The sequence below is a fragment of the Nocardioides astragali genome, from assembly GCF_024436375.1.
GTDB classification, from domain to species: domain Bacteria; phylum Actinomycetota; class Actinomycetes; order Propionibacteriales; family Nocardioidaceae; genus Nocardioides; species Nocardioides astragali.
In genome coordinates, this window is sequence record NZ_JAFMZM010000008.1 from 57020 (window position 1) to 69112 (window position 12093).

Here is a 12093-nt window from a genome sequence, read left to right on the forward strand (position 1 = left end):
TCGTGCCTGCCATCATCGACAAGCTGCTCCGCATCGGCGAGGGCAAGATCCTTCGAGAGCTCGAAGCCATCGTCAAGGCCGTCAACGCCATCGAGGACGACTTCGTCAAGATGAGCGACGACGAGCTCCGCGCGATGACCGACGAGTTCCGTGAGCGCCTGAGCGGCGGTGAGAGCCTCGACGACATCATGCCGGAGGCCTTCGCGACGGTCCGCGAGGCGAGCAAGCGCGTGCTGGGCATGCGCCCCTTCGACGTGCAGATCATGGGTGCCGCCGCGCTCCACCTCGGCAACATCGCCGAGATGAAGACCGGTGAGGGCAAGACCCTCGTCGCCGTGCTCCCGTCCTACCTCAACGCCCTCGCCGGCAAGGGCGTCCACGTCGTCACGGTCAACGACTACCTCGCCAAGTTCCAGTCCGAGCAGATGGGCCGCGTCCACCACTTCCTCGGCATGACCGTCGGCGTGATCCTGCCGTCGATGCGTCCCGCGGAGCGGCGCGAGGCCTACAACTGCGACATCACCTACGGCACCAACAACGAGCTCGGCTTCGACTACCTGCGCGACAACATGGCCGACTCCGTCGAGGAGTGCGTCCAGCGCGGCCACAACTTCGCGATCGTCGACGAGGTCGACTCGATCCTGATCGACGAGGCCCGGACCCCGCTGATCATCAGCGGCCCGACGCAGGACGAGGTCAAGTGGTACGCCGAGTTCGCCAAGATCGCGAGCTCGATGGTCCGCGACACTGACTACGAGGTCGACGAGAAGAAGCGCACCATCTCCGTCCTCGAGCCCGGCATCACCCGCGTCGAGGACCACCTGGGCATCGACAACCTCTACGACTCGGTCAACACCCCGCTGATCTCCTTCCTCAACAACTCCATCAAGGCCAAGGAGCTGTTCCGCAACGACAAGGAGTACGTCGTCATGGACGGCGAGGTGCTCATCGTCGACGAGCACACCGGCCGCATGCTGGCCGGGCGCCGCTACAACGACGGCCTGCACCAGGCCATCGAGGCCAAGGAGGGCGTGACCGTCCGCGAGGAGTACCAGACCCTCGCCACCATCACCCTGCAGAACTACTTCCGTCTCTACGACAAGCTGTCCGGCATGACCGGCACGGCCATGACCGAGGCCTCCGAGTTCGACAAGATCTACAAGCTCGGCGTCGTGCCCATCCCCACGAACCGGCCGATGCAGCGCGTCGACAACCTCGACCTGGTCTACCGCACCGAGGAGGCCAAGTACGAGGCGGTCGCCGACGACATCACCGAGCGCCACGAGAAGGGCCAGCCGATCCTGGTGGGCACGGTCTCGGTCGAGAAGTCGGAGTACCTCTCCAACCTGCTCAAGAAGCGCGGGATCCCGCACACCGTCCTCAACGCCAAGCAGCACGCCGACGAGGCCAAGGTGGTCGCGCTCGCCGGCCACAAGGGCTCGGTCACCGTCGCCACCAACATGGCTGGTCGAGGCACCGACATCATGCTCGGCGGGTCGGTCGACTTCCTCGCCGACCAGGAGCTGCGCAAGCAGGGCCTGGACCCCGTCGAGGCCCCGGAGGAGTACGACGCCGCGTGGCCGGCGATGGTCGAGCGCATCAAGGCGCAGGTCGCCGCCGAGCACGACGAGGTGAGGGACCTCGGCGGTCTCTACGTCGTCGGCACGGAGCGCCACGAGTCGCGCCGCATCGACAACCAGCTCCGTGGTCGTTCGGGCCGCCAGGGTGACCCGGGGGAGTCCCGGTTCTACCTGTCGCTGCAGGACGAGATGATGCGCCTCTTCAAGTCCGAGTGGGTCGACCGCATCCTCACCGTGCTGAAGGTCCCCGACGACGTACCGATCGACGCCAAGCGCGTGAGCAACGCGATTGCAGGGGCCCAGGCCAACATCGAGTCGCAGAACTTCGAGTCCCGCAAGAACGTCCTCAAGTACGACGACGTGATGAGCCGCCAGCGTGAGGTCATCTACGCCGAGCGTCGCCGCGTCCTCGAAGGAGCGGACCTCGGCGAGCAGATCCGCGGCTTCATCGACGACGTGATCACCGGCTACGTCCGCGGCGCCACCGAGGGCTATGCCGAGGACTGGGACCTCGACGGTCTGTTCACCGCGCTCGGCCAGCTCTACCCGATGGGCCTCACCAAGGACGGCGTGATCAAGGCTGCCGGCGGGCTCGAGGGACTCAGCCGCGAGCGCCTCATCGAGGACCTCCAGAAGGACGTACAGGAGGCCTACGACCGTCGCGAGGACGAGATGGGCGAGGAGGTCCAGCGCGAGCTCGAGCGACGCGTGGTCCTCTCGGTCCTCGACCGCAAGTGGCGCGAGCACCTCTACGAGATGGACTACCTCCGGGAGGGCATCTACCTCCGCGCCTACTCCCAGCGCGACCCGCTCGTGGAGTACCAGCGCGAAGGCTTCGACATGTTCGCCGCGATGATGGACGGCATCAAGGAGGAGTCGGTGGGCTTCCTCTTCAACCTCCAGGTCGAGGTCGAGGAGGAGGGCGACGACGACGGCGGCGACGAGGACAGGGCGCCCGAGCAGGCGTCGGTCGCGGCTCCCCAGGTCTCCGCAGCCACTCCCCAGATCGACTTCGCGCAGGCCCAGGCGCACGCCCCGCAGATCCGCGCCAAGGGCCTGGAGAAGCCGTCGCGCCCGCAGAACCTGTCCTACAGCGCACCCGCCGAGGACGGCGAGGCCGAGGTCCACGCCGCGGCGGCGTCCGCTGACGACCCGTTCGCGGGCGTCGGGCGCAACTCCCTGTGCCCGTGCGGCTCCGGCCAGAAGTTCAAGCGCTGCCACGGTGCGCCGGGCGGCGCCTCGGGCTACACGACGCGCGCGGGCGGCTGAGCGGCCTCCTCCACGACTGACGTCGGGCTCAGTCGAGCAGCCCGGCGTCGCGGAACATCCGCTCGTAGATGGCGAGCACGACAGGTTCCTTGATCGCGTTGTCACGCATCCCGAAACCGAGCGCCCCGTGATCGTCCCCGGTGGCCGCCATCCGTGCGGCCGCGGTGCGCTTGGCGTCGGCGTAGCCTGCGCGGTCCTCCGGGTGCGCGACCAACCAGTCGCGGAACATCTGGTGCCTGATCATCTCCGGACAGTCGGGCCCGAAGACGTGCAGGTGCACCCGCGGCTCGGTCAGCTGCTTGAGCAGGCGGTGCTGGTGCCAGTCGGGCTCGGTGTGCCAGTGCACGAAGCCGAGCTCTTCGAGGTCGGGGACGTAGGCGGGCTCGTCGACAGGATCCGCCACGGCCAGGTCGATGTCGACGATCGGCTTGGCAGGGAGGTCCGGCACTGCGGTGGAGCCGATGTGCTGGATGTCGAGGACGCGGTCGCCCAGGGCGGCTCGGATCTGCCTCTCGAGCACGGCGTAGTGCTGTGCCCACCTGGGGTCCGGCTCCTCGATCCGCAGGGTGTAACCCGTGGGACGGGCGTGGACGCGCACCATCTCAGCCTGGTCGTGTGTCCGGATGATCTCCTCAGGCGTCGGCACGTGCCGATCCAAGCAGGAACGCCTGCTCAGCCCCAAGCCAGTGCGACGCACTGCCAGCGGTCCCGCACGATCTCGAAACGGGCGGCGACGGCGCGCGAGCGACGGCCGTAGCGCACGTGTGCGCTGGCCTCGACCGCGTCGGTGCGGATCAGGGCGGTCCGGACGCCGACCACGACCGGGCGAGCAGGGTTGGGCCCGCGGGCCTGTCCCGGCGCGAGCCCGGCCGCCGCGGTGACGGTGCGGGCGCGCGCGGCCAGCTCCTCGTAGATCTCCGGCACGGTGTGCCGCAGGACCTGCCCCACCGGCCGGTCGCCCGCGGCGATCTCGACCGCGGCCTGCAGGTAGCGCCCGACGAACGCGTCCACCCGGCTCCGGTCGACCGCCTCGGCCGCGACCAGGTCGAAGGTGCGGGCGCTGCGCAGACGGGGTCGTGGGGGAGCGGTGCGAGGCATCAGGTCGAGCGCGAGCGCGCCCTGGACGCTGGCCAGCTCCCCAGCCCCCGGGCGGGGTGCCGGGAGCGAGATGACCTCGGCATGGATGTCCGGCGTGCTCATCATCGGTCTCCGTCCTCTGTGTCGTCGGCCCTGTCGTGGGCCTGGGTGTTGGCAGTGGCGTTGTCTGGGGCGCCGTCAGGCAGGCGCAGAGCCTGTCCGGGGTGGATCAGGTCGGGGTCGTCGCCGACCACGTCGCGGTTGGCCTGCCAGATCGCACGCCAGCGGAGGTCGACCGAGCCCGAGTCGCCGGGGTGGCGCCGGGCGATGGACCACAGCGAGTCGCCGCGGCGGACGACGTAGGTCCCGTTGCCTGTGACCTCGCGCCGGGCCCCGGGCTGGACCTGGGGCTGGATCTGGGGCTGGGCGTCGGGTTGTGGCCGGGCCTCGGCCGGCGCGTCGGGCGGGGACGGAGCGGTCCGCTGCGGGGGAGCGACCGTGCGCTCGGGCAGCGGCAGCCCGACCAGGACCTCGCTGCCGTCTCCTCCGGCGGCCAGCGCGGGGGCGCCCGTGCCCGCCAGCACTGCGGCGCCACAGGCGACCAGGACCAGCCGCCGGGTCGCGCCGCCGCCGGCCCGCGCGCTCCCGCTGAGAACACCCGCCACGGTGAGCGTGGTGATCACCCACAGCCAGACGAGCGCCAGCGCCAGCCCTGTCGCGCACGTCGCGACGAGGAGGTCGGCGAACGCGTGGGGTCCGGCCGCGGTCCGGGACGCCCAGGCGCCGGGCACTGCACCCGCGGCCGCTCCGGCGGCCGCTGTCACGACCGACCACACGGCGACCGGTCGCCACGTGCTGCTGTTCCCCCGAGACACGTCAAACCTTTCGTTTGCGTCTATTTGCATCATTCAACGAAGGTTTGAATCCGATGTCAACGGGTTCTCCCCAGCGCGGCGACGGCCTCTAGGCTCACGGCATGTCGTGGGAGAACGAGCTGTTCGCGCTGTTCGACGACCTCGAGGGCCAGGCCACCGCGCTGTGGGAGGCCGACCGCGAGGCGGAGCTGGCCGACCGGGCGCGGACCGAGTACGGCTCGGTCACGCTCGCGAGCCGGCTGATGGCCTCGCGCGGCGAGGAGGTCGCCCTCCACCTCCCGCACGTGGGGCGCATCGAGGGTCGCCTGGACCGGGTCGGTGGGTCATGGTGCCTGCTGGGCGGCCAGGGACAGGACTGGATCGTGCCGCTGCGCTGGGTCGTCGGCGTACGGGGAGCGAGCGAGCGGTCGGTCCCTGAGGTGGCGTGGTCACCGGTCGACCGGCTCGGCCTGCGGGCGGCCCTGCGGCGGGTCGCCGACGCCGAGGCGCGCTGCGTGGTGCACCTCGTCGACGGCACCCGCCACGAGGCGTACGTCGAGCGCGTCGGCGCCGACTTCCTGGAGTGTCGCTCCGGGGCGGACCGCCTGGGCGACCTGTTGCTGGTGCCGTACGACGGGCTGGTGGCGGTGCAGAGCCGCGAGGACCAGCGGACCTAGCTGGAGATCTGGCTGGAGATCTAGGTGGCCTCGACGTCGTAGGGCGGGACCTGCCCCTCGGCCAGCGTGGGCTTGGTGGCCCGCTCGCGGTCGACCTCCGCCATCGCCTCGCTGATGTGCTTGCGCACGATTGCGCGGGGGTCGAGGTCGCGCAGCTGGAGGTCGGCGTACTCCGGGCCGAGCTCGTTGCGGAGCTCGTCGCGGGCGTTGTGGGCCATGCCGCGGGCACGGTGGAGCAGCTGGGCGGCCTGGCGCGCGAGGTCGGGCAGCTTGTCCGGACCCAGCACGACGACCGCCACGAGGGCGATCACGGCCAGCTCGAGGAGCCCCACGTCGAACATGCTCAGAACCTACTGGTCAGAACTTGCTGGTGGGGGTCAGTCCGAGCTGCATCCCGGCAAGTCCCCGGCCGCGACCCGACAGGGTCTGGGCCACGCGGGTGAGCTCGCGGGCCGCGGGAGCGGTCGGATCGGCGTCCACGATGGGCTTGCCGACGTCACCGCCCTCGCGCAACGCGAGGTCGAGCGGGATGCTGCCCAGGACCGGGACGTCGTAGCCGAACCGCTCGGACAGGGTTCGCGCCACGCGGGCACCTCCGCCGCTGCCGAACACCTCGAGCCGGTGGTCGTCCTCGGCGGGACAGTGGGGGCAGGGGAGGTAGCTCATGTTCTCGACGACGCCGACGACCCGCTGGTGCATCATCGAGGCCATGGTGCCGGCGCGCTCGGCGACCTCGGCCGCGGCCTCCTGCGGAGTGGTGACGACCACGACCTCGGCACTGGGCAGGTGCTGGCCCAGCGAGATCGCGACGTCGCCGGTGCCGGGGGGCAGGTCGAGGAGGAGGACGTCGAGGTCGCCCCAGTAGACGTCGGCGAGCATCTGGACGAGCGCCCGGTCGAGCATCGGTCCGCGCCACGCGACGACCTGGTCGCGGCGCGGCTTGAGCATGCCGATCGAGATCACCGAGACACCGCTGGGGGTGGGCACCGGCATGATCAGGTCGTCGACCTGGGTGGGGCTGCTGTCGGCGATGCCCAGCATGGCCGGGACCGAGTGGCCGTAGATGTCGGCGTCGACGATGCCGACCTTGAGGCCCTCCTTCGCCAGTGCGAGAGCGAGGTTGACCGTGACCGACGACTTGCCGACGCCGCCCTTGCCGCTGGCGATGGCGATGACCTTGGTCAGCGAGCCCGGCTGGGCGAACGGGATCTCGCGCTGGGCGCGGCCGTCGCTCAGGATCTCCTTGAGGCCGGCGCGCTGCTCGGCCGTCATCACGCCCAGGCTGAGGTCCACCGACGCGACGCCGGGGACGGCCGACACGGCGGCGGTCACGTCGCGGTTGATCGTGTCCTTGAGCGGGCAGCCCGCCACCGTCAGCAGCACGTGGACCGCGACCGAGCCGTCCGGAGCCACCTCGACGGAGTCCACCATCCCCAGGTCAGTGATCGGACGCTTGATCTCCGGGTCGTTGACGGTCGCGAGTGCGTCCATCACCTGCTGCTGCGTGGGGGTGCTCATGATCGATCAGTCTACGAGCCGCCCCGCGACGTCACGGTCCCGGTCGAGAAACCTGGTCGGGGGGTGCCTGTTGGTCCTCCGGGGCCTTGGGCCGCGACAGCTCGTCGATGTCACCGAGGAGGCCGCGCAGCTCCGAGCGCAGGAAGTCGCGAGTGGCGACCTCGCCGACGGCCATCCGCAGCGATGCCACCTCGCGAGCGAGGAACTCCATGTCGGCGTGGGCGCGGGCGTTGGCCTGCCGGTCCTGCTCGGCGATGACCTTGTCGCGGTGCTCCTGCCGGTTCTGGGCGAGCAGGATCAGCGGGGCGGCGTACGACGCCTGGAGGCTGAGCATCAGCGTGAGGAAGATGAAGGGGAACTCGTCGAACCGCCACTCCCCGGGCGCCAGCGTGTTCCAGAGCATCCACGCGATCACGAACAGCGTCATGTAGATCAGGAACTTCGCCGTGCCCATGAAGCGCGCGAACTTCTCGGCGAAGGACCCGAAGGCGTCGTCGTCGTAGCTCGGTCGGCGCACCAGCGGCGAACGACGGGTGTCGCGAGGCGTGTCGAGGCGCACGCGGGACCGGGGTTCGCTCACCGGCCCCTACCTCCTGTGATGGGCCCGGGCCGATCGGCCTGGTCCCGCCAGTTGTCGGGCAGCATGTGGTCGAGCAGGTCGTCCACCGTCACCGCGCCGAGGAGGCGACCCTCCTCGTCGACGACCGGCGCCGCGACGAGGTTGTAGGTGGCCAGGTGCGCCGCCACCGCGTCGATGGTCGCGTCCGGGCGCAGCGGATCCATCGACTCGTCGAGCGCCGCGGCCACGAGCGTCGAGGGCGGCTCGCGGAGCAGGCGCTGGATGTGGGCGGCGCCCAGCAGGCGGCCGGTGGGCGTCTCCAGCGGCTGGCGGCAGACGTAGACGAGCGCTGCCAGCGACGGCGTGAGCTCCGGGTTGCGCACGCGCGCGAGCGCGTCGGCGACGGTGGCATCGGGGGAGAGGATGACGGGCTCGGGCGTCATCATGCCGCCGGCCGTCTCGTCGGCGTACGACATCAGTCGCCGCACGTCCTCGGCCTCCTCGGGTTCCATCAGCCCCAGCAGGGTGGCGGCCGTGTCGGGGGGAAGGTCGGCGATCAGGTCGGCGGCGTCGTCGGCCGACATCTCCTCCAGCACGTCGGCGGCACGCTCGGAGTCGAGCAGCTCGAGGATCTCGACCTGGTCCTCCTCGGGCAGCTCCTCGAGCACGTCGGCGAGCCGCTCGTCGTCCATCGCGGCGACGACAGCCATCCGGCGCTCGCGAGGCAGGTCATGGACGACGTTGGCGGCGTCGGCCGGGCGCATCTCGTTGAGCGCCGCAATGAGGTGGGTCGCTCCCTGGGTCTCCTCACGCGTCGTGAGGCCCTCGACGTCGCGCCACTCGACGATGTGGGTCTGGCCGCGGCGGCGAAAGCCTTTGGACGCTTCCTGGACGGCGACACGCGAGAGCACCCAGTCGCGGTTGCGCGCCTGCTCCATCGCGACGTCGTAGACCGTGCCCTGGACGCCGGTCTCCTTGATGACCACGCGGCGGTCGAGCATCTGTCCCATGACCAGCGTCTCGGTGGAGCGCTGCTCGAAACGACGCATGTTGAGCAGGCCGGTCGTGTAGACCTGACCGCTGTCGATGCCGGTGACGCGGGTCATCGGCACGAAGATCCGGCGCCGGCCGAAGACCTCGGCCACCATGCCGAGCACCCGTGGCTGGTTGGTCGAGTCCGAGCGCATGGCCACCACGAGGTCGCGCACCTTGGCCACCTGGTCGCCCTGGGGGTCGAAGATCGGCAGCCCGACGAGCCGGGCCACGAAGACACGGGTCGGCGCGGTGCTCACGGCGGCAACGTTAGCGTGCGCGGAGCCGAGGAGGAGTGTCCCGACGACATGGGCGCCGGAGCGTTGATGGGTTACCCTCGATCGGCCCTGCCTCGCCCGTGGGGCGACTCGCCCTGAGCCAGAAGGATCCGTTCACCCGTGCCCTCACACCGCGCCGCACCTCGACGCGCGGCGAAGCCTGCCCGGTCGACGTGGCGTCTGCTCGTCCCGGCCTGCGTGGTCACCGGACTGATGGTGGCGTCCCTGCTGCTCCTTCCCGTCGACGAGGATCCCGCCGCGGGGGTCGACCGTGGCTCGGGCGGCATCTCCGGGACGGGGATCGCCGCGAAGCACGACCGGGAGGCCTCCCGCAGCGACCGCCGCGACGTCGCGCTCGCCGGGTCGGCCACGCTGAGGTCGCGCCGGGCGGTGGCCCTCGACAACTTTGCCGCGCGGCGAGGCGCGGCCGTCGTCCACGAGCGCAAGATGCAGGCCCGCATCGAGGCGCGCAAGGCCAGGCTGAAGGCCAAGCGGCTGCGACGCGCGGCCCGCCTCGCGGCGATGGAGAAGACCTCGAGCTTCCGGGTCGGCGCGCTCAACATCCTGGGGAGCCAGCACTCCGCCGGCCCGGGAGGTTACGGCCCCGGCACCGACCGGGCCGCCATGGCCGCGGGGCTGGTGATGAGCCGCGGCGTCGACGTGCTGACCATGTCCGAGGTCCAGGACGACCAGCTCGCCGTGCTCAACAACCGCCTCGCCGGCTACTCGATCTGGCCCCAGCACTCGCTCGGCAGCAACGGACAGCGGCTCCAGATCGCCTGGCGCTCCTCGCAGTTCGAGATGCTCGACGGTGGCTCGGTCACCTTCACCTTCGACAGCCAGAGCATCCCGATGCCCTACGTGCTGCTCCGCGACCTCGGGACCGGCGCCGAGTTCTGGGTCATCTCGATCCACACTTCGGCTCGCGGCCTCGAGGGAGAGCGCGACTCCGGCACCGCCATCGCCATCTCCCTGATGCAGCGGCTGATGGCCGAGTCCGGCAAGCCGGTCCTCATCGGCGGCGACGTCAACGAGCACGAGGAGTTCTTCTACAAGGTCTGCCAGGCCACCGGGTCCCTCGCGGCCAACGGGGGCGGCGCGGGCTGCTCACTGCCGCCCCCACCCCTGCGGGTGGACTGGATCATGGGTGGCGGCGGCGCCGGCGTGAGTTTCTCCGGCTACGTCCAGGACGGGGCTACGCTGGCCAGGATCAGTGACCACTACTTCATCCACGCAGCTGTGAGTGTCGTCGATCCGGGGGAAACACCATGACGCGAACGTCGACCAGGGTCCGTAGGGCCACCATCACCCTTGCGCTCGTCGCAGGCCTCGGCCTCAGTGGATGCGGGGAGGAAGAGCCGGGCTCAGCGGAGGAGTCGCCCGGCACTGCGACCAGCACGTCCACCGAGGAGCCCAGCGAGACGCCCACGGAGGAGCCGAGCGAGGAGCCCAAGGGTCCCGTGTGCTCCGAGGTGTGGGTGGCAGGGGAGACCCTTCCCCACAAGTACGCCGGCTGCCAGGACGCCGAGAAGGACAAGTGGATGGAGGCGCTGGTCTACCACTGCTCGTCGGGTCAGCACCTGGTCACCTTCGGCCGCACCTTCTACGCGGCCAAGGGCGAGGTCATCAACGAGTCGGAGACTCCGCTGGCGCGCAACCCAGAGTTCAAGAAGGTCATGGCCTCCTGCGGGGCCTGAGCCGAGCCCGATCCGGGCGCCACGGTCACGTCGACACGCAACCACTGGTGCTGATGTGACTGATGGGAAAAGTGAGATAGAGTCAACAGTCGTTCGTCACGGGGACCGCTCCTGCTTGCGTGCAGGCCGGAGGGTCACCGTGGCACACACCAGTTTGTGGGGAATCCAGCTGTGCGCAAGATGATCATGCTCGTCGCGACCGCGTTGGTCGCGGTGTCGCTCTCCGGGGTCTCGGCCCCCGCGTCGGCGACGCCCGACTACTACGTGCCCAAGACGGGCCCGGCGTTCAACAACCCCTACGGGAAGCCAGCGGCCGTCCGACGGTTGATCAAGCAGGTCAACCGCACCATCGACTCGGTGCCCCACGGCGGCAAGATCCGCATCTCGGCGTGGAACGTGCGGAGCGCTGCCATCACGAACTCCCTCATCCGCGCGCACAAGCGGAACGTGAGCGTCCAGGTGGTCATGGACCGCGCCAACTGGAACCCGGTCAACCCCAACGCCGACGCCGCCCGCCTCGCCGCGGCGCTCAAGGCCGGCAACAAGGACCGCTCGAGGTCGAAGAAGAGCTTCGTGCGGCGGTGCATCAAGTCCTGCCGCGGCAAGCACGGCATCCCGCACTCGAAGTTCTTCCTCTTCAACAAGGTGCGCGTGAAGAAGAACAAGCAGGTCAAGACCGTGCCGTTCGTCGGCATGTTCGGGTCCTACAACGCCACCGAGCTCGGTGCCACGATCCAGTGGAACGACCTCTACACGTTCAAGAACGACGAACCGCGCTACAAGAACTTCCTCGACGTCTTCAACCAGATGGTCCAGGACAAGCCGATAGCGGACCCGCTCACCGGCTACGACGACGGCGTCACCGCAACCGGGTTCTACCCCTTCGTCGGCGCGGGCGCGGTGAGTGACCCGATCATGGACGTCCTCAACACCATCTCCTGCACCGGCGCGGCCACGTCGGGTGGCAGGACCCGCATCCGGATCGCCCAGACCTCGATGTACGGCGATCGGGGACTGGCCCTGGCCCGCAAGCTCGCCCAGATGCGCAAGCAGGGCTGCAACATCCGCCTCGTCTACGCCATGTTCGGCGGGGAGGTCCTCCGGATCATGCGTGCCGCCAAGGTCCCGCTCACGCACCTGGCCTACGACAACAACGAGGACGGGCTCTACGACCGCTACGTCCACATGAAGACGATGGCCGTCAGCGGCAACATCGCCGGCGACCCTGCCGCGAAGATCACCTGGAACGGCTCGGCCAACTGGACCTCGGTGGCCCTGGCCAGCGACGAGGTCGTCGGGGTGGTCCGCAAGAAGTGGGTCACCACCCGCTACATGCAGTGGATCGACTACATGTTCACCCACCGCCCGAAGATCTGGGGCCCGGAGCACCCGGGCAACAAGGGCTTCGACCCGACCGCCCGCACGGCTGTGGGGGCCCGGGACACCTATGAGGCCCGCGCGGCTGCGCAGGACCGGTACGACGCTCTCGTGGCGGCACGCGCGAAGAAGCGCGGCGTCGACCCCTACGCCCTCATCAAGGAGGAGAACTGAG

The 12093-nt window shown here is 69.9% G+C and carries 12 protein-coding genes; 5 read left to right on the plus strand and 7 right to left on the minus strand.

Annotated elements, in window-relative coordinates; translation table 11 throughout:
• The first annotated feature begins 2 nt into the window (after positions 1-2).
• Positions 3-2849 carry a preprotein translocase subunit SecA gene (gene secA, locus J3P44_RS23705; protein ID WP_255892983.1) on the plus strand — a complete coding sequence of 949 codons (2847 nt, stop codon included), beginning with the start codon at positions 3-5 and terminating at the stop codon, positions 2847-2849.
• Positions 2850-2877: 28 nt separating this feature from the next.
• Here secA and J3P44_RS23710 read toward each other — a convergent pair whose 3' ends face one another.
• From J3P44_RS23710 to J3P44_RS23720, 3 genes are read right to left on the minus strand one after another with little or no spacing between them, the layout of a single operon-like run.
• Positions 2878-3495, minus strand: coding sequence for a GrpB family protein (locus J3P44_RS23710; protein WP_255892984.1), 618 nt, complete (start codon positions 3493-3495; stop codon positions 2878-2880).
• 26 nt (positions 3496-3521) lie between these two features.
• Positions 3522-4049 (minus strand): Rv3235 family protein, encoded by a 528-nt coding sequence (locus J3P44_RS23715; protein WP_255892985.1) that lies wholly within the window; start codon positions 4047-4049, stop codon positions 3522-3524.
• Complete coding sequence (locus J3P44_RS23720) at positions 4049-4801, minus strand: LysM peptidoglycan-binding domain-containing protein (protein WP_255892986.1); 753 nt, start codon at positions 4799-4801, stop codon at positions 4049-4051. Before J3P44_RS23720 ends, J3P44_RS23715 begins: the two co-directional genes overlap by 1 nt.
• Before the next feature lie 101 nt (positions 4802-4902).
• On the opposite strand from J3P44_RS23720, the gene J3P44_RS23725 reads away from it, so the two are divergent.
• Positions 4903-5457 carry a hypothetical protein gene (locus J3P44_RS23725; RefSeq protein WP_255892987.1) on the plus strand — a complete coding sequence of 185 codons (555 nt, stop codon included), beginning with the start codon at positions 4903-4905 and terminating at the stop codon, positions 5455-5457.
• A 20-nt stretch (positions 5458-5477) separates the two neighbouring features.
• Here the strand turns inward: J3P44_RS23725 and J3P44_RS23730 are convergent, their stop codons facing one another.
• The 4 genes from J3P44_RS23730 to J3P44_RS23745 are packed head-to-tail and all read right to left on the minus strand — an operon-like array spanning position 5478 to position 8826.
• Entirely contained in the window at positions 5478-5798 is a 321-nt protein-coding gene (locus tag J3P44_RS23730) for a sec-independent translocase (protein ID WP_255892988.1), read from the minus strand.
• A 16-nt stretch (positions 5799-5814) separates the two neighbouring features.
• Positions 5815-6975 carry an Mrp/NBP35 family ATP-binding protein gene (locus tag J3P44_RS23735; RefSeq protein WP_255892989.1) on the minus strand — a complete coding sequence of 387 codons (1161 nt, stop codon included), beginning with the start codon at positions 6973-6975 and terminating at the stop codon, positions 5815-5817.
• A gap of 31 nt (positions 6976-7006) precedes the next feature.
• Positions 7007-7555 (minus strand): DUF1003 domain-containing protein, encoded by a 549-nt coding sequence (locus tag J3P44_RS23740; RefSeq protein ID WP_255892990.1) that lies wholly within the window; start codon positions 7553-7555, stop codon positions 7007-7009.
• The gene (locus J3P44_RS23745; protein ID WP_255892991.1) at positions 7552-8826 is read right to left on the minus strand and encodes a magnesium transporter MgtE N-terminal domain-containing protein; all 1275 of its coding nucleotides are present in this window, start codon (positions 8824-8826) and stop codon (positions 7552-7554) included. The genes J3P44_RS23740 and J3P44_RS23745 overlap by 4 nt, the downstream gene beginning before the upstream one ends.
• A 138-nt stretch (positions 8827-8964) precedes the next feature.
• On the opposite strand from J3P44_RS23745, the gene J3P44_RS23750 reads away from it, so the two are divergent.
• The 3 genes from J3P44_RS23750 (at position 8965) to J3P44_RS23760 (ending at position 12092) form a co-directional block, all read left to right on the plus strand.
• Entirely contained in the window at positions 8965-10116 is a 1152-nt protein-coding gene (locus tag J3P44_RS23750) for an exonuclease/endonuclease/phosphatase family protein (RefSeq protein WP_255892992.1), read from the plus strand.
• Complete coding sequence (locus tag J3P44_RS23755; protein WP_255892993.1) at positions 10113-10541, plus strand: hypothetical protein; 429 nt, start codon at positions 10113-10115, stop codon at positions 10539-10541. Before J3P44_RS23750 ends, J3P44_RS23755 begins: the two co-directional genes overlap by 4 nt.
• 180 nt (positions 10542-10721) lie before the next feature.
• Positions 10722-12092 carry a phospholipase D-like domain-containing protein gene (locus J3P44_RS23760; RefSeq protein WP_255893105.1) on the plus strand — a complete coding sequence of 457 codons (1371 nt, stop codon included), beginning with the start codon at positions 10722-10724 and terminating at the stop codon, positions 12090-12092.
• The last annotated feature ends 1 nt before the right edge of the window (position 12093 follow it).

Coding starts and splice junctions, on each gene's coding strand:
- J3P44_RS23715 (WP_255892985.1), bottom strand. CDS start 4,049: ATGAGCACGCCGGACATCCATGCCGAGGTCATCTCGCTCCCGGCACCC.
- J3P44_RS23725 (WP_255892987.1), top strand. CDS start 4,903: ATGTCGTGGGAGAACGAGCTGTTCGCGCTGTTCGACGACCTCGAGGGC.
- J3P44_RS23730 (WP_255892988.1), bottom strand. CDS start 5,798: ATGTTCGACGTGGGGCTCCTCGAGCTGGCCGTGATCGCCCTCGTGGCG.
- J3P44_RS23735 (WP_255892989.1), bottom strand. CDS start 6,975: ATGAGCACCCCCACGCAGCAGCAGGTGATGGACGCACTCGCGACCGTC.
- J3P44_RS23755 (WP_255892993.1), top strand. CDS start 10,113: ATGACGCGAACGTCGACCAGGGTCCGTAGGGCCACCATCACCCTTGCG.
- J3P44_RS23760 (WP_255893105.1), top strand. CDS start 10,722: ATGATCATGCTCGTCGCGACCGCGTTGGTCGCGGTGTCGCTCTCCGGG.